This window comes from Streptomyces sp. NPDC054783 (assembly GCF_053611725.1).
The window spans coordinates 83626-106410 of the sequence record NZ_JBSHAY010000015.1; the positions used below are offsets into that span (position 1 = coordinate 83626).

Below are 22785 nucleotides of genomic sequence, written 5' to 3' on the forward strand. Positions count from 1 at the left end.
GCGACCTGCGGCTGAGGCTGGTGCGGGACGTTAACCTTCGGCTAATGCTTCGGCAAGGGGTTGGACGAAGCCTGTTCGAAGAGTTGTTGCCGGTTCGGAATCCCGAACGGGCTGGTGGGGAAAGGGAGATGAGAGCCGCCGGCTCAGGGGAGTGGTCGGCGGCCCTCGGTCAGGGGAGAGTGGCGGCTACTGCCGGGTCCAGGTCTCGTTCGCGCCGCCGTTGCAGCTGTACGTGATCACCTTGCTGCCGTCGGCGGTCGCCTGTCCGCTGACGTCGAGGCACTTGCCCGACGCCTCGTTCACGATCTGCCCGTTGCCGTTCAGCAGCCACTGCTGGGTTCCGTCGTGCGTGGCCGTGGCGGTGGCCATCAGACCCGGACTCCCCGCCGTCAGATAGCCGTTGACACCCTTCAGGGTGCCCTGCGCGTCGTACGACCACGACTGGCCGGCCGCGCCCGTGCAGGAGGTGATCGTGGCCCCCGAGGCGTCGGCGGTCAGGCACTTGCCGGACTGGCTGCCCGTCAGGGCGCCGGTGAGCGCCGTTCCGCCCTGGTCCTTCTGGTCGAAGACGTAGGTCGTGATGGAGCGGGCGGCCAGGGTCGTGGAGACGGTTCCACCGCTGACGGCCGGCTTCGCGACCTTCGCCCAGTTCTCGTCCGCCGAGGTCCGCACCGCCTGTGTGGCGCGCACCGGCGTCTTGCTGTTGAAGTGGAGGTTCAGCGCGGTGTCGGTGGTGTTGTGGTTGTTCACCACGACCACCCACTGCCCGGTGGGGGTGCCTCCGGGCGAGCCTGTTCGAGCCTGGAGGTCGTACGACGACACCTCCACGCCGTCCGGAGCCCCGGTCACGTTGTGCGCGACCGCGCCCGGCCGGACGAACCTGCTGTACTGGCCCAGCGCGTAGTACCGCTTGGTGAAGTACAGCCTCTGGTCGCCGTTCGTCGCGTAGTCGGGGTCGTAGTAGACCAGGCCGTCGTTCCAGCCCTGGTCGTTCCTGGTGGTCGGATCGCTGCCGTAACCGCCGGCGAGCGCCACCCACCACTGGAACGCCGAGTCGTGGGAGGTCGCGAAGTCCTTGTAGATGATCCGCGACATCAGCAGCGCGTTGTCGATGGTCGGGTCGTACTCCTGGTTCCAGCCCGTGCCGCCCTTGCCGAAGCAGCAGATCTCGGTGGCCCACTGCGACTTGCCGACCGACTTCGCCGTTTCGTAAACGTTTCCGAGCCGGCCGTCGTCCGGATTGTCGTACGTGTGATGAGCCAGCCTGGAGACGTACTGCGCGGTGCCGGGCTGAGTGATCCACTGCGGGACCTCGCTGGTGAACTGCGTGGTCCTGCTGGACTCGTCCGCGATGATGCCCGTCTTCCGGTGCCGGGCCCGCTGCTCGGCGCCCAGCGCCCGCACGATGTCGTCGCGCTGGTCGACGGGCACCGGCATGCCCTCCTGACCGCAGTCGGCGAAGCTGTTGTCCGGCTCGTTGAAGGGGCTGATGTAGTCCAGTCTCACGCCCTGCCGCGCGAAGTGGTCGGTCACGTCGGCGATGTACTTCGCGAAGTCGGTCTCGTGCTCCGGCTTCAGCCGGCCGCCGCAGCTCTTGGCGTTGGTCGTCCACTGGGCGGGCGCGCTGTTGACGAAGCCGATCAGATCCTTGACGCCGTACTGCGCGGCGTACTTCAGGAACGTCCGGCCGCCGTTGTCCTTGCTCCAGTCGTAGGAGCCGTCGGAGGCGAGGAAGTCCTCGGCGGCGCGGGCCGGGGTGGTGACCGCGACACCGCCGCCACCGATGTTGTAGCGGTACGAGCTCAGGCCCAACCCCTGCTTGGAGAACAGGAGTTGGGCAACCCGGGCCTGGACCTTCGGGTCGAAGTGCTGGAGGTCGTTGACCCACCAGGCCCCGGACGCACCGATGTTGTCGATCGTCTGGGCGGCGTGCGGGGAGACCTCGGCGGCGGCCGGGGCGGCCTCGGCGTTCGCGGGCGGGGAGGTGAGAAGGGCTCCGGTGACGGCCAGTGCGGCGGAGGCTGTCAGCAGCAGGGATCTCTTGCGGGGGTGAGGCACGTGCATCCCTTCCGTCGTCATGAAGGCGGTGCGGTACGGCTCCTTGCGAGAGTGGTGCGCTTGGTGGTGCCCTGCCTCTGCCCGACGGACTGCAGTGCCCCCTCCAGTGCGAACGTGGCCGCGCCGAGGGACACCGGGTCGGTGGGGATCGGGGAGAGGACGATCTCGGTGGCGGCCAGCGGCCGGCGCAGGGCGTGCCGGGCGACGGCCTGGCGGACCTCGCCGAGCAGCGGCTCGCCCAGCCGGGCGGCGACCCAGCTGCTGAGCACGACCACTTCGGGGTTGAGCAGGTTGATCAGGTCGGAGATGCCGGCGGCCAGGTAGCGGGCGGTGTCCCGGACCACCTTGAGGGCCACGGGGTCGTTCGCGTCGATCGCGCGGGCCAGGGCGTCGATGGTGGCGGTCTGGTCCTCAGGGTGCAACAGCGGGGACTGCGGGCTGAGTTCGCGCAGGTTCTGCATGATGCCGGGCGCGCCGACGTACGTCTCGACACAGCCGTGGTTGCCGCAGTGGCACAGGCGTCCGTCCAGCACGAGCGTGGTGTGGCCCCACTCGCCGGCGCTGTTGCTCACCCCCCGGTGCAGGCCGCCGCCGAGGGCGAGGCCGGCGCCGACTCCCGTGCCCAGGTTGACCACGACCGCGTCCCCGCGGCCCCGCGCGGCCCCGAACCACAGCTCGGCCACCGCGCAGGCGCGCAGTGGATTGTCCAAGTGCAGGGGATAGGCGATGTGCTCGGCGAGCAGGTCGAGCAACGGAACGTCGTGCCAGTCCCAGTTGGGCGCGTACTCGGCGACGCCGGTGTCCCGGTCCACCTGGCCCGGCACACTCACCCCGACGCCGAGCACCCGGGCCGCCTCGACCCCGGCCTGTGCCACCACCGAGCCGACGGCCGCGGCCACGTGCCCGACCACCTGCTCCGGGCGGCTCTCGCCGGGCCGCATGTCCTCGTCGGCGCGGGCCAGCACGTTCAACGCCAGGTCGAACAGCTCGACATGGACGTACGTCTCCGCGATGTCGACGCCGATCAACGCGCCCCCCGACGCGTTGACGGCGACCAGGCCCCGGGGCCGGCCGCCGGCGGAGTCCTCGAACCCCACTTCGGTGATCATGCGGAGGTCGAGCAGCTCGCCGACCAGCGTGGCGACCGTGGCCAGGCTCAGACCGGTGGCGGCGGCCAGCTCCTGCCGGGAGGTGGGAGACTCGGCGATGATCTGGCGCAGCACCTCGTAGCGGTTCGCGGTGCGGATGTCACGTGATGTGCGCTTCAACGCGGCTGCCCCTCCCATCCCGTCCAGCAGATCGGGCCGGGGCGACATCGGCACCGGCGCGGGCGCCAGGCTATGGGCTGGGAGGGAGTTTCGACAAGGGGTTAGGAAAGGGGCTGGAGGAAGTGGAGGAAGTGGAGGAAGTAGAGGAAGTCCCTCACCACCGACAGCGCATTGCGGCGGACGCAGCGGACGCAGCGGTCAGTCGGCCAGGAGATCCGCCACGAGGGCATTGGTGAACTTGCCGGCCGGATCCAGGGAGCGGGCCAGGTCGCGGAAGTCGCGGACGCGTGTGTACCGTCGCCGGACCACCGTCGGCCGGATCGCGTACACCTTCCCCCAGTGCGGCCGCGGATCGTACCGGACCAGCGCCTCCTCCAGCCGGCGTACCACCGGCAGTACGGCCGCCTCGTCCCGCACCCAGGTGAAGTGCAGTGCCACCGAGTTCCGCGCGTGAGCGGGGCTGAGCCACTGCGTGTCGGCGGCGACCGTCCGTACCTCGCAGGTCTGCAGGACACCGGCGACCGCGGACCGGATGGCGTCGATTCGCTCCAGCGCCTCCACCGCCGCCGGCCGCGGCAGCAGGTACTCCGACTGGATCTCCTCCCCGCTGCTCGGCGTGAACTCCGCCCGGAAGTGCGGCAGCCGCTCGTGCCACGGCCCCGGCACGCCCAGTTGTACGGTGCAGTTGCCCGCGGGCATGCCCGGCACCGGGTGCAGCGGCACCTGCGCGGGTGCGGCCCACGGGAAGTCCACCGCCGGCTGGTCGGTACGCCGCTTGACCCACACCTGCCGGAACCCCGGCTCCCGCCAGTCGGTGAACAGGCTCACGCTGTATCCGGCGGCCGCCACGGCGGCGAAGTCCAGCCCCTCCAGCGGGAGTTCGGTGAACACGTGCTGCTCGACCTCGTACGCCGGCTCCAGGTCGAGGGTGAGCGCGGTGACGACGCCGAGCGCGCCGAGGGAGGTCACCACGCCGTCGAACCGCGGGTCGCTCCGGCCGATCGTCACCGTCGAGCCGTCCGCGACGACGAGCTCCACCTCCCGTACGGCAGAGGCGAGCGGCCCGTTGCCGACGCCCGACCCATGGGTGCCGGTGGCCACCGAACCGGCCACCGAGATGTGCGGCAGTGACGCCATGTTGGCCAGGGCGAGGCCGTGCGCGTGGACGGCCCGGGCCAGTTCGGCGTAACGGACCCCGCCCGCGACCCGGACCGTGCGCGCAGCCGTGTCGACCTCGATCACCGGCGGCAGACCGGCCGTGGACAGCAGGACACCGTCCGGACCCGGGTCGGCGATCCGGTTGAAGGAGTGCCCGCTGCCCAGCACCCGCACCCGTGCACTGCGCGCCACCAGCGCCGCCAGCGCGTCGAGCGTGCGCGGACGGTGGAACTCCCGCGCGGTGTAGGTGATGGTGCGCGACCAGTTGGTGACCGCCCCGGCAGTCTCGGCCGTCCCTGTCACAGTTGCGTCCCTCCCGGAGAGTGCGTCTGCGCCGACCCTCTCATCCGCCGCGAGCCAGAGCAGAGTCCATCTACGGATTTCGTTGTAGCAACCGCATTCATCGACGTATCCTAAATTTGGCTAGCGTGATGAATGCGATATCGGTACCTTCTCGATCCATGACCCAGGAGTCGCTTCCCGCCCGCCTGCCCGTCACCGACCGCACCCGCCACCGCCGGCTGCGCGAGCAGGGCAGCCAGGAGCGGGCGGAGCTGGAGGCGATCCTCGACGCCGCGTTCGTCTGTCACCTCGGGGTGCTGGTGGAGGGGCGGCCGGTCGTCGTGCCCACCGTGTACGGGCGGGACGAGCGGTCGCTGTATCTGCACGGGTCCGTGGCCAGCCGCAGCCTCGCCGGCGACACGCCGGTGTGCGTGACCGTCACCCACGTGGACGGGCTCGTACTCGCCCGGTCCGTCTTCGAGCACGGCGTCAACTACCGCAGCGCCATGATCCACGGCACGGCCCGCACGGTCACCGACCCCGAGGAGAAGCTGGAGGGGCTGCGCCGGCTCACCGAGCACTCCGCGCCCGGCCAGTGGTCGTACGCCCGCCGTCCCAGCCGGAAGGAGCTGGCGGCCACCACCCTCCTCGCCCTGTCTCTGGAGGAGGCCTCCGTCAAGATCCGCACCGGCGCACCGGACGACGGGGACAGCCCCGACGCGGCCCCCGGCCTGTGGGCCGGGGTGCTGCCGCTGACCACGGTCTGGGGTACCCCGGAGCCCGACCCGGCGCTGCCGGCCGGGACCGCCGTACCGGACCACATCGCGCGCCGTGCGGGGACCCGGCACGGCTGAGGCGCAGGCGGGGGCATACGGTGTGAGACGTACGCCTGAGCCGGGAGGAGACAGACGGATGGGCAGTCGTACCGCGCTGGTCGAGGATCTGATGGAGCGGTTCCCGCACGTGCCACGGGAAGCCGTCTTCAAGGAGGACCTGCTCCGCGGCGGCGTCGCCTTCGACCCCTCCGCCCTCAGCGACAACGAGAGCGGCGAGGTCAAGCCGAAGTCGTACTTCATCTTCTCCTTCGACCACGGCACCCTGCCCGAGCTCGGCGAGGCGGCGCTGCGGCGCCCGCCGGAGGAGATCATCCTCACCGGCGGCCCGTACGACCTGCGGCGCACGGTCGTCTCCGTACGGGTGAACCCGGCCTCGCCGTACCGGGTGGCAGCCGACGACGAGGGGCTGCTCGGGCTCTACCTCGACGGGAAGCGGATCGCGGACGTCGGCGTGCCGCCGATGCCGGAGTACTACCGGCACACCCTCTCCAACGGAAAGTCCGTGATGGAGGTGGCCCCGACCATTCAGTGGGGTTACCTGATCTATCTCACCGTTTTCCGCGTCTGCCAGTACTTCGGCGCCAAGGAGGAGTGCCAGTACTGCGACATCAACCACAACTGGCGCCAGCACAAGGCGGCCGGGCGGCCGTACACCGGTGTGAAGGACGTCGAGGAGGTGCTGGAGGCCCTCGAGATCATCGACCGGTACGACACCCAGAAGTCCTCCACCGCCTACACCCTGACCGGCGGCGCCATTACGAAATCGGTTGCCGGGCGGGACGAGGCCGACTTCTACGGCCACTACGCCAAGGCCATCGAGGAGCGCTTCCCGGGCCGTTGGATCGGCAAGGTCGTCGCCCAGGCGCTGCCCAAGGCGGACGTGCAGCGGTTCAAGGACTACGGCGTGCAGATCTACCACCCCAACTTCGAGGTGTGGGACCGCCGGCTGTTCGAGCTGTACTGCCCCGGCAAGGAGCGTTACGTCGGCCGCGACGAGTGGCACAAGCGGATTCTCGACTCCGCGGACGTCTTCGGTGCGCGCAACGTGATCCCGAACTTCGTGGCGGGCGTGGAGATGGCCGAGCCGTTCGGTTTCACGACGGTGGACGAGGCGATCGCGTCGACCACCGAGGGCCTGCGCTTCTTCATGTCGCACGGCATCACACCCCGCTTCACCACCTGGTGCCCGGAGCCCACCACCCCGCTCGGCAAGGCCAACCCGCAGGGCGCGCCGCTGGAGTACCACATCCGCCTCCTCCAGGCCTACCGTCAGACGATGGAGGACTTCGGGCTGTCCTCCCCGCCCGGATACGGTCCGCCCGGACCCGGCCGCGCCGTCTTCTCCGTCAGCTCCTTCATGGACAGCCTGCCCGCGGACGACCGGGCGGCGGACGCCGCGGAGGCGTCGGCCGAGGTGTGATGCCGCGCACCGGACCGGCGGGACGCGGTGAGCGGGACGGCGGGACGGCGGACGGAACGGCGGGACGGTGGGAAGGCGGACGGAACGGCGCGACGGTGAGCGGAACGGCGCCCGCATCCGTACTTCAGGCCGGAGTTGCGGGCTCGTAGCGTCGCGCATCCGCCCCGCCACCATCGGTAACCGGATGTGAACAGGCCGCTTGTCAGTTGTGTCGAGGACGTGAAAGGCTCTGTGTCCTGCCGCGAGGTTCCCTGCAACTCCCTTCGCCCTATGGTGAGTTGACCTCGCTCGTGGATGCAGGAGTCCCATGCCCGACCTGCCGACCCCCCAGGACGCCACCGAGGCTGCGCTGTTCTCGGAGGGCTGGGACGCGGTGCTCAGTTACGCGGACCTGTGTACCTCCGGATCCATGACCGCCCATCAACTGGCGACCGAGGCCTTCACGCTCGGCATGCGCGAGGTCCGCGCGGCGGCGCGCACCCATGTGCGCGGCGCGGGCCGCCGCACCGCCCGGCTGCCCACCATCCCGGCGCTGCTCACCGCCGTACGCGACACCGCCGCCACCTGGGAGGCCGAGGGCCAGGGCCACAAGCTCGACCCCGACGTGCGGCTGTGGCTCAACTCCGCCAAAGCCGCCCGCTACACGGGCCCGCCGCTCGAGCGCCCGGTCGCGCTGCGCGGCCTGAGGGACATGCAGGAGGGCGACGCCTCGCTGCTGTGGCTGGCCGAGGTGGAGGCGCTGCCCCTGCCCACCGTCGCCCGCCGGCTCGGCCTGGACCCGGCCACCGTCGCCGACGAACTCGACCAGGTCCGCACCCTCTTCAGGGACCGCTGCCACCGCGCCCACCTGGACACCCCGATGGACGCGCAGTGCCGCTCCTACGCCCGTCTGCTGGACGCGGTCACCCGCTCACCGGCCGCCGACACCCCCGACGACCTCTCCCGGCACCTCGCGACCTGCGTGCGCTGTGCCGAGGCCGCCGCCTGCCTGCGCCTGCACGGCGGCGGGCTGCCCGCCGCGCTCGCCGGCGGGGTCATCGGCTGGGGCGGCCTCGCCTACCTGGAACGCCGCCGGCGCGCCGCCGAGGTCCGCCTCGGCGCCGGCCGCCCCGCCGGCGCCGCGTCCGGTGATCCGGCGTCCGGCGATCCGGCGTCCGGCGATCCGGCGGAGGGCACCGGCCGCAGCCGCGCCCTGCGCGGCACCCTGCTCGCCGCCGCCGTGCTGCTGTCGGCACTGGCACTCGGTGCGTCGATGATGCCGTACGGCAGCTCCGGCGACGACAGCGCCGCCGCCCGAGACGACCGGCAGCCGGTCGCCGCCGACCCCAGCTTCTCCCGGACCGACACCCCGCCCGGCTCGCCGACGGCACCGGCCGCCACGCCCTCCGCGACGCCCACACCGACACCGACACCCACGCCGGCCGGCTCCGGTCGCGAGCAGCCCGGCCCCGAACCCCAGGGCAGCACCTCCGCGACCGCGCACCCTTCCGGCCCCGGCCGCTCCAGCGCCCCCGCGGCCGACTGCCGGGTCGCCTACGACCTCGTCAACCAGTGGCCCGACGGCTTCCAGGCCACCGTCACCGTCGCCACCGACCGGCCCCTCGACGGCTGGAACGTGTCCTGGACCTTCCGCGACGGCCAGCAGGTCGGCCAGATGTGGGACGCCACCGCCCGACAGAGCGGCTCCCGGGTCACCGCCACCGCCGCCGACTACAACAGGACCGTCGCCGCGCACGGCACGCTGTCCTTCGGGTTCATCGGCACCTGGCAGGACCGGAACCGGGCGCCGTACGGTTTCACGCTCAACGGGGCGTCCTGCACGGCCGGCTGAGCTCGCACCCACCCGTTGCGCGCTGCCGTACCTCGCCTCCGGCTTCGTCCAGGGGCCGCACACCAGCCGAGAGCCTCACATCCGGCAACGCCCGCCGGACCCCAGGGCTCAGGCGGACTTCGTTGCCGCGAAGAGCGAGAAGCAGGTGGCAACCCCCCCGACCCTCACCGCTGGGCGTCCGCGGAGCGGATGCCGGGCAGCATCCGTCCTCCGCCTGGACAGGGACCCGCTTTCCCTCGCTGCGCGCGCTGAATATAGGCTCACGGCCGCGAACGCGCCTGATGGGGCGGAGAACGGGGCCTGACGGGCAGGGACGGGGGAGAAGAGACCGAGTGGAGAAGCTGCGACGGGACGATCCGCAACGGGTCGGGGATTTCGTGACGTTGGCGCGTCTCGACGCCGACGGCAGCCGGGGCGTGCCCGAACGCCGCTATCTGGCCCGCAGCGCAGACGGCGGGCACACCGTCCTGGTGTGTCTGCCCCCGCCCGGCGGTGACCCGGCGCGGTGGGCGGCCGAGGCACAGCAGGCGGCCCGGCTGACCCAGCCCGGGTTCTGGCCGGTCGGCCGGCTCGGGGGGACGCAGGCCTTCCCCTGGTACTCCTCCCCCTACCGGCCGGCCCTACCGATGCCGGCCGTCCTGGCTGCGTACGGCGGCCCGCTGCCGGAACCGTTGGTCCGCACGCTCGGCGGCACACTGGCCGAGGCCCTGGCCTCGGCCCACGTCCTGGGCATCGTGCACGGCGGCGTGTGCCCGGCCGGCGTGCTGCTGACCGCCTGCGGACCGCTCCTGAGCTGCTTCGGCGCGACCCGCGCGAACCCGCCGGCACACAGCTTCGCCGCACAGGCAACCGGTCTGGAGACCGGCTGCCTCGCCCCCGAAGCGGCGGCGGGCGGCCCCGTGGACCGGGCCGGGGACGTCTACGCCCTGGGTGCCGTGCTGGCCTACGCGGCGACCGGGTACACCGTGCCCGAGAGGCAGGAGATCCCCGTCGGCCTGCGGGACATCGTCATGGCCTGCCGCTCACGCGACCCGCAGAGCCGGCCCGAACCCGCGAGGGTGCTCGCCGAGTTGCTGCCGGGCGCGGCATACGGCGGGCTGGCCGGCGGCACCGAGCCGGTGTCCCTGCCCGGCCGCGTCGTCGAGGCGTTGTCCCGTCAGTCGGCGGAGGTCCTCGCCGCAGCACTTCCCACCCAAGGGCACTGAAGGCATGATCTCCCCTCTTCTGCACGACGACCCGCACACCGTCGGCCCGTTCCGGATCCTGGCCCGCCTCGGCGGAGGCGGCATGGGCACTGTCTACCTGGCCCGTTCGGCGGGCGGCCGCACAGTCGCGGTGAAGACCCTGCACACCCGCCTCGCCGCGGACCCCACGCTGCGGACCCGGTTCCGGCTGGAGACGGACGCGGCACGCGTCATCGGCTCCGAGCACGGCGCGGCGGTCGTCGACGCCGACCCCCAGGCACCGACCCCGTGGCTGGCGACCGAGTACGTCCTCGGCCCGCCGCTGGACGCGGCCGTGGAGGGGGGCGGACCACTGCCGGAACCGGCCGTGCGCGCCCTCGGCGCGGCCCTCGCCGCCGGGCTGGAGCAGCTGCACCGGTCGGAGGTGGTGCACCGTGACCTGAAGCCCTCCAACGTCCTGGTGACGGCGCGAGGCCCGCGGATCATCGACTTCGGCATCGCCCGGGCCTTCGGCGACGAGCACCTGACGACCGTCGGCAGTGCCATGGGGACGCCGGCGTTCATGTCGCCGGAGCAGGCGGCGGGCCTGGAACACACGGCGGCGGGGGATGTGTTCGCCCTGGCCGGAGTGCTGGTCTTCGCCGCCACCGGCACCGGCCCGTTCGGCGGCGGGGCCCCCACCGACCTGCTGTACCGCGTCCGGTTCGGCGAGCCGGACCTCGGCAGGGTCCCCGACTCGCTGCGCCCGCTGCTCGCCCGCTGTCTGGCCAAGGACCCCTCGCGGCGCCCGTCCACCACCGAACTGCGTACCGCGCTGGGTGCGGCCGGCGGTGTCCCGGGCGACCACCGCGGCTTCGCGGACCTGCTGCCCGACGCGCTACTGCGGGAGATCGCCCGGCGCAGCGACGAGGTGTGGCGCGAGCCGCCGCACCGCCTGCCGCCACCCGTGCCCGCCGGGGCGCCGGGGACCGAGCCGGCCCCCGCGTCGAGCGTCTCGCGGCGCCGGCTGCTGGCCGTGGCCGGGGGCGCTCTCCTGGGCGGCGGCCTTCTCGGCGGCGGGGGCTGGGCCCTGTTCGGGGGCTCCGGGGGCGGCGGCACGAAGCAGGACGCCGTCGACCGGCCCAAGCCTCCGGCGGCGCTCTGGAGTACTGCCCTGTGGTGCCCGGACGCCGGCGGCGAGGTGATGGTGGTCGGCCGGAACCTGGCGATGCGCGCGGGGATCGTGCTGTGCGGCGTCAACGCCGAGTCGGGCAAGGGCACCTGGCAGGCGAGCATCGAGGAGACCTGGCGGTCGGCCACCGACGGAACCCGCGTCTACGCCCTGCGGGGATACCAGGACGCGGCGCCGCTGGCGGTGTGCGAGGTGGCGCAGACCGACGGCCAACTGGGCAAGCCCCTGGTGGAGCTCTCCGCGTTCGCCGGCAAGGAGCAGTACAACCAGCTGCTGTGCGTGGTCGACGGCGTCGCCTACCTGGTGGCCAAGGCCGCCTCCGGCGGGCGCTGGTACCTGGTCGCGGCCGACCTGGGCACCGGCAAGGAACGCTGGCGCAGCCCGGTGGACGGGCCGCAGACCCAGGATCCGATGGCCCCGGGTGCCCCACCCGCGCTGGGCGGCGCCGTAATGGGGTCCCGGGTGGTGCTGTGCGGGAGCCCGGCCACGGACTCGAAGTTCCTCAAGCTCTCCGTGCACGACAAGGGCGACGGCCATCAACTGTGGCCGCTCTCCGTGACGTTCGCGGGCACCCCGCCGTCCCGTCTGGTCACCGACGACCGGAACATCTACATGGGCGCGGACTCCCTCACCGCCCGCAGAGTGTCCGACGGCAAGCTGGAGTGGGTCGTCGGCATGGGGCAGGACAGCAGCGGCAGCGGCAGCGGCAGCGAGGAGCGGCGGTACGGCGCGCCCGTCGTCCAGGACGGCGTCGTCTACTGCACCGACGGCGACCAGGGACTGATCGCCGTCGACGCGCTCTCCGGCACCATCAACTGGCAGGAGAAGGGACTGTCCGGCAGGAAGACCATGCGGGACGTGGCCCCGGCGATCGGCAAGCGCTATGCCTACTGCGCCGACGACAAGGGCGTACGCGCCGTCGACCTCCAGGCCCACAAGGCCGTCTGGACGTACGAGGCCAAGCCCGTCGTCCTGACCGCCGACCCCAAGGGCGGCCGTCTCTACGTCCGCCAGGAGAAGCGGACCATCGCCCTGCCTCTCGCCTGACCGCCCCGCCCGTCACGATCCAGGAGAGAACCACCCGTGAAACCCCTCGGCCAGGGAGACCCGCTGCGCCTGGGCCCCTACCGCCTCCACGGCGTCCTCGGCGAGGGCGGCATGGGCAAGGTGTACTTCGGAGCGGACGTCTCCGGACGCCCCGCCGCGGTCAAGGTCCTGCTGCCGGAACTCGCCCACGACGGGCACCTGACCGAGCGGTTCCTGAGGGAGGCGCGCACCGCGCAGGCCGTCACCAGCGAGGGCGTGGCCCGCGTACTGGCCGCCGAACTGGAGGGCGGCCGGCCGTGGATCGCCACGGAGTTCCTGGCAGGACCGACGCTGGACGACGCCGTCGCGCGCTTCGGGCCGCTCGACGACGCCGCCGTGCGGGAGCTGGCCCGGTCACTGGCCCGCACACTCCAGGACGTGCACGCCACAGGACTCGTCCACCGGGACGTGAAGCCCCCCAACGTCGTCCTCACCTCGCGCGGCCCCCGCCTGATCGACTTCGGCATCGCCCGCCCCGAACACGGCCTGACCCTCACCCGCACCGGACAGATCCCGGTCACCCCCGGTTACGGCGCGCCGGAACAGGTGCTGGGACAGCGCGTCGGACCGCCGGCCGACGTCTTCTCCCTCGGGGCCGTCCTCGCCTTCGCCGCGGGCGGCCGGCCGGCGTACACCGGCGCCGAGATCACGGCCGTCCTGTACGAGGTCGTGCACGGCAACCCCGACCTGGGGGCCGTTCCCGAGGGTCTGCGGTACCTGGTCACGCCCTGCTTCGCCAAGGACCCGGCGGCACGCCCGCTGCCCATCCAGGTCGCCGAGGCCGCGGCGGCACCGCCTCAGCCCGGACGGCTGTGGAAGTCCGGCCCGTTGGGGGCGGAGATCCGGCAACGGGAAGCGACGGCACGCCGCCTGACAGCCCGTACGGTCGGCCCCTCGCCCACCGCCGCGGACGGCACGGCCGGCGGTGGCCCCCGCCTCACCCGGCGTCGGCTGCTGAGCGCGGCCGCCGGCGGCGGCGTGCTGCTGGCCGCGGCGGGCGGCGGCACCGCCTGGTGGCTCAGCCGTGGTGACGCCCCGTCCGACCCCTTCGACATCCCGCCGGCGGCAAAGGTGCGGGCCGCGCCGCTCGGCTCCGCCGACGGCTCCCCGAAGCCGCTGTGGGGCCCTCTGCAGGACGTGGCCGACGCCGGGTCGCCGCCCCCGCTGCCGGTGCGTGACGTGGTGGTGTTCGGTGCCTCCGGTGGTGGCATCGCGGCGCGCCAGGTCACCGACGGCCGGGAACGGTGGCGGATCGGTGACGCGAAGACGGACGCCGGCTACCTCTCGATCGGGGACCGCCTGGTGGCCACCGCCGACGGCGAGGGAACCCTGCACACCTGGGTCGCCGCCACCGGATCGCCCCGCTGGACGGTGGACGCGCAGGTGGGTGCCCTGCTGGCCGCGGACGCCCACGCCGTCTACCTGCAGACCACCGACGGCCGACTGCGCTGCGTGGGGACCGACGGGAAGGTGCGGTGGACGAAGCGGCCACCGCTGTCGCTCTCGGGCGGCCACCCCGCCGCGGCCCTCGGCGCCGGCCACCTGGTGCTCTGCACAGAGGCGGGCGACGTGGCCGCGGTCCGCGCCGCGGACGGCGCCCGCGCCTGGGTCCGCAAGGGGCAGGCCGCAGGAGCACTGCGGCCCGCCATCGACGGCGGAACCGTCTATCTCGGCGGCCGCACCCTGGCGGCGGTGGAGGTCACCAGCGGCCGCAGGCTGTGGGCCCAGGACCCGCTGCGACCGCCCAGGCAGAGCGACGCCGGGTGGGGCCCGCCCGTGGTGGCCGGCGGTGTGGTCTACGCGCTGGACTGCGAAGTACTGCGCTCGCTGCACGCCGACGGCAGCCAGGCCGCCGACCCGATGATGGTCGCCGGCGTCGCCCCGCCGTGGCAGCCGCCGGCCGTCCAGGGCAACAGCGTCTGGATCGTGGAGAGCGAGGACACCGGGGTCAGCGGCCTGCCGCGGTCCGACGGGGGCGCCCCCCAGACGTACGCCCTCACCGGTGGCCGGCCCCGCTCCCTCGCCGCCGACGGCAATCGCCTCTTCGTCCTCAACCACACGACGCTGCTGGCACTGCCGGTGTACTAGGGCGCGTATCGAGTCGTGATCAATCTGCCGGAACATCGCCGTCGCGGCGGGGCCTGGACCGGTAGATCTTCTTGCGTGACGTGAGCGCAACTGACTGATGTGGAACGGGAGTTCGTCGAGCGGTACCTGCCAGTCGGCGAGTACGGCCCCTACTCCGAGCGGCTGCGGCCGCCGTTCGAGGGCGTGATCTGGCGGTTCAAGACCGGCGGGCAGTGTCGGGAGATGCCGAAGGAGTTCGGCGCCTGCTCCACTGTGCACAACCGCTTCCGGCAATGGCGTGACGCGGGCGTCTTCGAGGGGACCTCGCGAGAACCGTTCTTTGACCGCAACTCACTAGCGCGCTGGTCGGCCATGTGCGGCGAGGTGGCGGCTCGGTTCGTGGTCAAGAGTTGCAAGGGGTCCTTGCAAATACTCTTTGCAACTCGTAGCCTTCTGGCGTGGCCGAACAACCGCCTGCCCAAGAGATCGCCGACGTCGAGGCGCTGCGCGCCTTCGCGCACCCGATGCGGCAGAAGATCGAGCAATGTCTGCGCCGGGGACCGGCCAACTCCACCGCGCTGGCACGCGAGTTGGGCGAGAGCACGGGGCTGGTCAGCTACCACCTGCGGCAGCTTGCCAAGCACGGCTTCGTCGAGGAGGTCCCCGAACTGGCGAAGGGGCGGGAACGGTGGTGGCGGGCGGTGCCGGGGGACCGGCGGTTCCCGCCGTACAGCCGGCAGACGCCGGAGATGCGCGAGGCACTGACCGAGATGCATCGGCTCAACCTCGCCGAACTGATCGACTCGGCCCGGCGGTTCGAGGAGGCGCGCGACGCGCTGGGGCCCTGGGCTGACGCGGCGCTCTTTTCACGCGCCACGCTCCGGGTCGACCCCGACCGGCTCCGTGCGTTCTTCGAGGAGTACATCGCGCTCCTCTACCGGTACTCAGCGCCGGAACTGGGGAACGCGCCCGAGGCGCGGACCGTGCTCGTCCGGCTGCTCGGCATTCCCGAGACCGGGTGACCGTGTGGCTCAGCCGACAGAGAAGGGGAACACACGTCATGCTGCTCTCGGCTACGTCCGCATCACCGATGCGCGCCGTACTGGCCGTTTTATCCGGGGTATTGGCCAGCACCCTCCTCCTGCTGACCGCTCCCATGGCGTACGCCGGCGGGGACGGGCTGGTCCGCCAGGAGGTCACCTTCCGGGGCGGCAGTGGGCTCGTCCTGCACGGCACCGTCCTCAGCAAGAACGGAGCACCCGGCCCGGAACCCGGCATCGTCCTCGTCGGTGGCTCGGGCGCGGGTCCCCGGGAGGAGTACCGGCAGGAGGCCGAGGCGTTCGCCCGGGCCGGGATCACCACGCTCGTCTACGACAAGCGGACCGTCGGCTACTCCAGGCTCCATGTGGACTTCGGCCTGCTGGCTGACGACGCGCTTGCCGGAGTGCGGTTGTTGCAGTCCAGGAGCGGGGTGAACGCACGCCGGGTCGGGCTGTGGGGGTTCAGCGAGGGGGGCTGGGTGGCGCCGCTGGCCGCGTCGCGCTCGAGCGACGTCGCGTTCGTCGTCACCATCGGCGGGTCCGGCTACGACCCACTGCGTACCCAGGCCTGGAACCTCACCACGCATCTGCACCACCAAGGGGTGGGCGGACCGTTCCGTCGTACCGTGGCCGGCCCCGCCGCTCAATTCCTGGCCTCAACCGGTCTGTTCCCCGCGGCTGGTTACGACCCCCTGCCGGTGCTGGAGCGGCTTCACCGGACGCCGGTGCTGGCGCTGTGGGGTGATCACGACATGCAGGTGCCGCCCCAGGAGAGCGCACGGATCTTCCACGAGGCCCTGGCCCGTGCGGGCAACCAGAACGCCGTCATCGGCTTCGTCACCGGCGGTGCGCACAACGGGCACCGCACGTCGGACGGGTTCGACCGGATCGGCGGGCCCCTCTTCCACGGAAAGAAGCTGGGGGAGCTGTCCCCGCGCTACGCGCAGACCATGACCTCATGGGTGCGGGCAGTCGCCGCCGGACACCCACCGGCGTCGAGCGCCGCCCCCGCACCCGGGCAGGCACTCGCCACCACCCACGTGCCGGGACACGCCTGGTATGCCTGGCTCGCCCCGGCCCTGCTACTCCTCGGCTTCGCCGTCTATCCGGTGAATGCTCTCCTGCGCCGGGGCCCGGTCGTGCGCCCGGTGCGGTGGTTGGCCGGGCTCGGCCTGCTGGCGGTCGTGGCGACGGTGGTCTGCCCGCTCGCCGTGTTCGTGGTGGGCAACGGTGCGGCGGCGCCCGTTATATGGGGCCGTCCGGCTTTGTGGCTGGTGGTGCAGGCGCTCGCCGTGGCCGTAGTGGTGTCCGCCTGCGCCTCGGCAGCCACACTCTGGCGCCGACGGCTGACGCCGAGCCGGGCGGTCTGGCTGCGCCTGGCCCCGGTCGGACTGGCCGCGGTCGGGTTCGTACCGTGGGCGGTGTGGTGGGGTATTGCCGCGTGACGACCATCGCCCCTCTACGGCTCCAGCAGCCTCCTGAACGCCCATTGATCACGACTGAAGACAGCCCCTGGTCCTGTGAGCCAGGGTCACGGGCAACGCCGTCTACGAGCGGTTGTGACCCCGCCGACTGTCTCTGTGACGGGCGCTGCCCGCAACCAGAAGTTCGTCCAGTCCACCTCCGTGGAGTCGGAGTTCGCTCCGTATGCCGGGCAGGGTCTCCTGCCGGGCCGTGTCGTACGTGTCGACCGCGGCCAGTGCGACGTCGTCACCCCTGGCGGTACCGTGCGGGCCGATACCGAGTTCGTCGTTCCCCGTGACCCGATGAAGGTCGTGTCTGCCGGGGACCGGGTCGCCGTCGACCCCGACGGCAGCGATCCGCGATACGTGCGGACACTGCTGCCGCGCCGCACCGCCTTCGTGCGCTCCACCTCCGCCAAGCGCTCCGAGGGACAGATCCTCGCCGCCGACGTCGACCACGCCGTCGTCGCCGTGTCGCTCGCCGTCGGACTCGACCTCGGGCTGCTCTGTCCCGCCCGCCGCCGCGGTGAACGCCGGGGGTCCGAAATCCGTAGGCCACTGCGGCGGTACGGGTGCGAAATCCGATCGCCAGTTCCTCGATCGCTGCCCAACAAAGGGGTCCCATGAAACACCGCCGACCGCGCCACCGTCGCAGAGTGATCGCCAGAGCGGTCGGTACGGCCGGTACGCTGGCCATCGCCCTGGGTGCGGGGATGACGCCGGCGATGGCCGCCGGGAAGACGGCCAACAAGCCCACCGCCACCGGGTTCTCACCCGACCAGCCCGACCAGGACGACGCGCCCTGGGCGCCCCGGCACGACGAGGTGCCGAAGCAGCACAAGGCCGTCCGTCCGGAGGCCGTCACGCCCCGCGCGGGCGCGTCCGCTCTCCAGCTCGGTCTGCCCGCGCCGACCGGGCGCCACGGCGTGGGCACGTTCAGCCTGCACCTCGTCGACACGTCCCGCACGGACCCGTACGTGCCCGGCAACAGGCCGCGCGAGTTGATGGTGTCGTTCTGGTACCCGGCCGCCTCCACCCGCGGTCACTACGCGGCGCCGTGGATGCCGGCAGTCTCCGGCGCCCACTTCCTCGCCTCCCAGGGCCTGACGCCACAACAGGTGACGTTGCCGAAGACCGCGGGCCATGTCCTTGCCCCGGTCGACACCAAGCTCGGCAAGCTGCCCGTCCTGCTGTACTCGGCCGGGCTGCACGGGGACCGCGCTGGGAGCACTGCACTCGTCGAGGACCTGGCCAGCCGCGGCTACCTCGTCGTCACCGTCGACCACACCCACGACGCCAACGAGGTGCAGTTCCCCGGCGGACGGCTTGAAGGCGACACCATGCCGGCCGGCGCGCACTCCTCCGACACGCTCAACGTGCGTGCGGCCGACATCCGCTTCGTCATCAACCAGCTCGGCGCGATCAGCAAGGGCCACAACCCGGACGCCGACCACGCCAGGCTCCCCACCGGGCTGTCGCACGCCGTGGACATGTCCCGCATCGGGATGTTCGGCTGGTCGCTGGGCGGCGGCGCGGTCGACACCTCCATGCAGCTCGACCACCGGATCGCCGCCGGCGCCGACCTGGACGGCCAGTTCTTCGGCTCGGCGCCGAGCAAGAACCTGGACCGCCCCTTCATGCTCTTCAGCTCCGGCACCCACAACCGCAACAACGACGGGTCGTGGCGCACGCTGTGGTCGCATCTGAAGGGAGACCGGGTCGACCTCCAGCTCCAGGGCTCGGCGCACCTGTCGTTCGGCGACACGGAGGCGATGCTGCCACAGGAGGCAGGCCTGCGCGGGCTCTCCCCGGCCCAGCTCCAGCAGATACTCGGCACGCTCGACCCGAACCGCGCGATTGAGATCCAGAGGGTCTACCTCGCGGCCTTCTTCGACAAGGAACTGCGCCACCAGCACAGCACCCTGCTCGACGGCCCCGACAAGAAGTACCCGGAGATCTCCTTCGTCCGCTGAACGGGGCATCCGAAGGGCGGCCCCGCATGCGGGCCCGCCCTTCGGATGTGCTGAACCCCGACCGCTTCCTTGCGGGCCACGGCGTTGTGGTCCGCTGCCGCGTCGGTCCCCGCAAGGTCACCTCTGATCGACGGCACTGGAGACAAGCGGCTCGTCGCATCCGCACTGCAGCTGACTTCACCGGGGGTGGCCTTCAGCCCGAACCAGTCGTACGGGAACCGCGTCGCGTGCCTCGTCCGCCCGAGCGGCCGGCGGGTCCGTGTGTCCGGCATTGGGGAGGCCACGGCGACCGCCCTGAACGCCTGGCGCACTTCGTTGGAACAGCGAGCCCGGGCCTCGGCACCCACCGTGCTCCCCCCACAGCAGCTGACCCGGATCCGCACCGAGATCGCAACGCAGCGGGCGCGGTGGAAGGCGGAGGCCAAGCAAGCGGAGGGCAAGGCGCAGCAGGACCGGGACGTCCTGCAGAAGCAAACGTCCGACGAACGGCAGCGACCGACCACAGAGCGTCAGCAGCGCGGCGTGGAGTCCCAGCGTGAGCGGGCCGAGCTGCCGCAAGGCCAGAAGCAGCTGACCGGTGCCGAGGCGGAGCGGGTCCGGGTGACCGGTGAGCTCGCTGCCACCCGGGCGGAGACGCGGCGCATGCCCGGCATCGGGAGATACGTCAAGTTCGTGGTGCCGGGAGGCCGAGGTTGCGAAAGTCCGGGGGCTGGCCTGCCGGCGACTGGAGCTTCGTGGCGGTCGTGAGCCGCGACTGCCTCGCGTGCGGATATGGGCGTGCGCGCCAAGCCGTACTGCGATACGGGTACTGCAGAGGCCGTCGCTCCGTTCCTCCGGTTGAATGCCTCTGTGGCACAGGACTTGGACTTCGACGAGGACGACCTGCGGGCGCTGGCCGGGCCACGCTCCTTCGAGCGGGGCCGAGGGTATCTGGCCGCGGTGACCGCCATGGAGGTCGGCGACGGCTGGATCGCGGCCACCGTCCACGGGACGGACGCCTATCAGGTGGAGTTGGACCTGGAGGGGCCCGACGGCCTTGCCGGAGAGTGTGACTGCCCGTACGGCACGGAGGGCAACTTCTGCAAGCATCTGGTCGCCCTGGGCCTGACCGTGCTCGCCGAGCCGGAGGCGGTGCCGAGGCAGCGCGGCCGGGCCAGGACTCGTGCCCAGGAGCTGGATGCGTGGCTGGCTGTGCGCTCCAAGGACGAGTTGCTTGCCCTGGTACGGGAACAGGTTGCCGGGGACCGGCAGTTGGCGCGTCGGCTGGAGCTGCGGGCGGCGAGTGCCCGTGGGGACCTGGCCGAGGTCCGCGCCCGGATCCGGGAACTCCTCGACACCGCTCCCTTCGCACGGTACGGCTACGTGGAGTACGCCGATGCCCACGCCTACGGTGAACAGGCCTCTCAGGCGGTGTCCGCGATCGCCGCGCTGACCGCTGCCGGGCGTCCCGCGGACGCGACCTCCCTGTGCCGGGAGGCGATGCGGCTGCTGAGCGAGGCGCAGGATGCGATCGACGACTCCGACGGTCACCTGGGCCGAATCGGGGCTGCGCTCGCCGAAGCCCACCTCGACGCGTGCCGCGCAGCACGCCCCGACTCGGACGAGACCGCGCGTTGGCTGGTCGGTCATCTGCTGAGTGACCTGGGTGATCTCACCGGCATCGATCCCCTCGACTACGAGGATGTCCTCGGCACCCAAGGAATGTGCCGGGTTGGGGAGTTGGCGGCTGCGGCCTGGCGTCGCAACCGCACCGGCTGGGCGGAGAAGTACCTGATGGAACGGCTGGCCAGGGCGGAAGGAGACGTGGACGGCTGGGTCGCCGTGCACGCGGCCGACCTCGCCCCGGACGGCAGCACTCACCTGAGCGTCGCACGCGAACTGGACGCGGCCGGTCGCTCGGACGAGGCCCTGCGGTGGGCGGAACGCGGCATCGGGGAAACACCCGGCGACGTCACCCCCGACAACACTCTGATCGATTACCTCTGCGACCGCTACACCCGCGCCAACCGGCTCCGTGACGCCGTCGCCCTGCGTCGTGTGCAGTTCGCCGCCCGCCGCTCCCTGGCCACGTACCAGCAGTTGCGTACGGCGGCACAGGCAGCCGGCTGCTGGCAGGCCGAGCGGGAGCAGGCGCTCGTGCTGCTGCGCGCTGACGCCGGGCAGCGGCAGCAGCCCTGGTACGGCGGCCCGGTCCTGGTCGATGCCCTGCTCGACGACGGGGACGTCGACGCCGCCTGGCGGGCCGCGGCCGAAACGCATGCACACGACCGACAGTGGCTCGCCCTCGCCGGCCGGGCCCGCGCCGCCCGTCCTGCCGACGCGCTCGGGGTCTACCTGCGGCTGGCCGGACCGCTCATGAAGCAGACGGGCAACGCCGTCTACGAGCAGTTGACCGGTCTGCTGCTGAGCATGCGCGACTGCCATCGCCGCCTGGGCACGGAAGACGAGTTCACCGCATACCTCGCCGTTCTGCGTGCCGGTCAGAAGCGCAAGCGGAACTTGATGCGGCTCCTCGACCAGCACGGCCTGTGACACGGCCAGAAAATCGGTGGCGCCGGAATGCGGCCGCCTCTACGGTGAGATCCGCTTCACGCAGTGGCTGTTGGCTGCCGCTGTCGGCTGAGTGAGAAACGGGAGGTGTGACCGATGGCTGTCTCTGTGATGGGCGTTGCCCGCAACCAGAAGTTCGTCCACTCCACCTCCGTGGTCTCCGGCTGACCTCACCTGTTTCCTTCCGTGTCCGAGTACGCGGTGCCGGGGCCACCCATGTGAAGGGTCACCCCTTGTCTTCCTCTTCTCTTTCGAGTTCGGCTTCGTCACATCCGCTCGCCCCGTATGGCTGGGATGTGGACTGGGAGTCGGAGTTCGCTCCGTACGCCGGGCAGGGTTTCCTGCCGGGCCGTGTCGTACGTGTCGACCGCGGCCAGTGCGACGTCGTCACCCCTGGCGGTACCGTGCGGGCCGATACCGAGTTCGTCGTTCCCCGTGACCCGATGAAGGTCGTGTGTACCGGGGACTGGGTCGCCGTCGACCCCGACGGCAGCGATCCGCGGTACGTGCGGACGCTGCTGCCGCGCCGCACCGCCTTCGTGCGCTCCACCTCCTCCAAGCGCTCCGAGGGACAGATCCTCGCCGCCAACGTCGACCACGCCGTCGTCGCCGTGTCGCTCGCCGTCGAACTCGACCTCGGCCGGGTCGAACGCTTCCTCGCCCTGGCCTGGGAGTCCGGCGCCCAGCCCGTCGTCGTCCTCACCAAGGCCGACCTGGTGCCGGACCCGGTCACCCTCGCCCACCTCGTGCAGGACGTGGAGACGAGCGCGCCCGGCGTGCCGGTGGTCACCGTCAGCGCCCTGCACGGCGACGGGCTCGACGTCCTCGTCGCACTCGTCGGCTCCGGTACGTCCGTGCTGCTCGGCCAGTCCGGCGCGGGCAAGTCCACGCTGGCCAACGCCCTCGTCGGCGCGGACGTCATGGACGTGCGCGCCGCCCGGGACGTCGACGGCAAGGGGCGGCACACCACGACCACCCGCAACCTGCTCACCCTGCCCTCGGGCGGGGTCCTCATCGACACACCCGGGCTGCGGGGCGTCGGCCTGTACGACGCCGAGAGCGGGGTCGGCCAGGTGTTCGCCGAGATCGAGGAACTGGCCGAGCGGTGCCGCTTCCACGACTGCGCCCACGAGACCGAACCGGACTGCGCGGTGCGCTCAGCCGTGGAGAACGGGGAGCTCCCCCCGCGCAGGCTGGAGAGCTACCGCAAGCTGGTGCGGGAGAACCAGTGGATCGCGGCCAAGACCGATGCGCGGGTCCGTGCGGAACTTCGGCGGGACTGGAGGAGGAAGGGCGCCGAGGGGAGGGCGGCGATGGAGATCAAGCGGGGGCACTGGAAGTAGTCCCCCCAGGTCGGCGTCATGTCCGATTTCCGCCAGTCCCGGCCTCGTCCGCTGC

At 72.0% G+C, this 22785-nt stretch carries 15 protein-coding genes and 2 pseudogenes; 14 read left to right on the forward strand and 3 right to left on the reverse strand.

What is annotated here, in order from left to right; translation table 11 throughout:
* Positions 1-186: 186 nt before the first annotated feature.
* The 3 genes from ACWGJ5_RS25395 to ACWGJ5_RS25405 all read right to left on the reverse strand — a co-directional run bounded on the left by ACWGJ5_RS25395 (position 187) and on the right by ACWGJ5_RS25405 (position 4787).
* Positions 187-2064 carry a glycoside hydrolase gene (locus ACWGJ5_RS25395; RefSeq protein WP_453311968.1) on the reverse strand — a complete coding sequence of 626 codons (1878 nt, stop codon included), beginning with the start codon at positions 2062-2064 and terminating at the stop codon, positions 187-189.
* Between the two features lie 11 nt (positions 2065-2075).
* On the reverse strand, positions 2076-3326 hold the full coding sequence (locus tag ACWGJ5_RS25400; protein WP_453311969.1) for an ROK family transcriptional regulator: 1251 nt from the start codon (positions 3324-3326) through the stop codon (positions 2076-2078).
* 198 nt (positions 3327-3524) lie between these two features.
* Positions 3525-4787 (reverse strand): FAD-binding protein, encoded by a 1263-nt coding sequence (locus ACWGJ5_RS25405; RefSeq protein ID WP_453311970.1) that lies wholly within the window; start codon positions 4785-4787, stop codon positions 3525-3527.
* Positions 4788-4945: 158 nt separating this feature from the next.
* On the opposite strand from ACWGJ5_RS25405, the gene ACWGJ5_RS25410 reads away from it, so the two are divergent.
* The 14 genes and pseudogenes from ACWGJ5_RS25410 (at position 4946) to rsgA (ending at position 22730) form a co-directional block, all read left to right on the forward strand.
* Entirely contained in the window at positions 4946-5620 is a 675-nt protein-coding gene (locus ACWGJ5_RS25410; protein WP_453311971.1) for a pyridoxamine 5'-phosphate oxidase family protein, read from the forward strand.
* A 58-nt stretch (positions 5621-5678) separates the two neighbouring features.
* Complete coding sequence (locus tag ACWGJ5_RS25415) at positions 5679-7022, forward strand: radical SAM protein (protein WP_453311972.1); 1344 nt, start codon at positions 5679-5681, stop codon at positions 7020-7022.
* 307 nt (positions 7023-7329) lie between these two features.
* Positions 7330-8853 carry a cellulose binding domain-containing protein gene (locus ACWGJ5_RS25420; RefSeq protein WP_453311973.1) on the forward strand — a complete coding sequence of 508 codons (1524 nt, stop codon included), beginning with the start codon at positions 7330-7332 and terminating at the stop codon, positions 8851-8853.
* Between the two features lie 377 nt (positions 8854-9230).
* A complete protein-coding gene (locus ACWGJ5_RS25425) occupies positions 9231-10058 on the forward strand; it encodes a serine/threonine protein kinase (RefSeq protein WP_453311974.1) in 828 nt (275 codons plus the stop codon).
* Between the two features lie 4 nt (positions 10059-10062).
* Complete coding sequence (locus ACWGJ5_RS25430) at positions 10063-12255, forward strand: protein kinase domain-containing protein (protein ID WP_453311975.1); 2193 nt, start codon at positions 10063-10065, stop codon at positions 12253-12255.
* Positions 12256-12291: 36 nt separating this feature from the next.
* A complete protein-coding gene (locus tag ACWGJ5_RS25435; RefSeq protein WP_453311976.1) occupies positions 12292-14382 on the forward strand; it encodes a serine/threonine-protein kinase in 2091 nt (696 codons plus the stop codon).
* Positions 14383-14472: 90 nt separating this feature from the next.
* A pseudogene (locus ACWGJ5_RS25440) lies at positions 14473-14676 on the forward strand (transposase); the annotation flags it as partial.
* 143 nt (positions 14677-14819) lie between these two features.
* On the forward strand, positions 14820-15383 hold the full coding sequence (locus tag ACWGJ5_RS25445) for an ArsR/SmtB family transcription factor (RefSeq protein WP_453311977.1): 564 nt from the start codon (positions 14820-14822) through the stop codon (positions 15381-15383).
* A 101-nt stretch (positions 15384-15484) separates the two neighbouring features.
* A complete protein-coding gene (locus ACWGJ5_RS25450; protein WP_453311978.1) occupies positions 15485-16846 on the forward strand; it encodes an alpha/beta hydrolase family protein in 1362 nt (453 codons plus the stop codon).
* A gap of 135 nt (positions 16847-16981) precedes the next feature.
* A pseudogene (locus ACWGJ5_RS25455) lies at positions 16982-17365 on the forward strand (hypothetical protein); the annotation flags it as partial.
* 155 nt (positions 17366-17520) lie between these two features.
* Positions 17521-18837, forward strand: coding sequence for an alpha/beta hydrolase family protein (locus tag ACWGJ5_RS25460; RefSeq protein ID WP_453311979.1), 1317 nt, complete (start codon positions 17521-17523; stop codon positions 18835-18837).
* Positions 18838-19098: 261 nt separating this feature from the next.
* Positions 19099-19584 (forward strand): hypothetical protein, encoded by a 486-nt coding sequence (locus tag ACWGJ5_RS25465; RefSeq protein WP_453311980.1) that lies wholly within the window; start codon positions 19099-19101, stop codon positions 19582-19584.
* 102 nt (positions 19585-19686) lie between these two features.
* Positions 19687-21369: an SWIM zinc finger family protein gene (locus ACWGJ5_RS25470; protein WP_453311981.1), complete on the forward strand. Its 1683-nt coding sequence runs from the start codon at positions 19687-19689 to the stop codon at positions 21367-21369.
* Between the two features lie 251 nt (positions 21370-21620).
* Positions 21621-22730 (forward strand): ribosome small subunit-dependent GTPase A, encoded by a 1110-nt coding sequence (rsgA, locus tag ACWGJ5_RS25475; RefSeq protein ID WP_453311982.1) that lies wholly within the window; start codon positions 21621-21623, stop codon positions 22728-22730.
* The last annotated feature ends 55 nt before the right edge of the window (positions 22731-22785 follow it).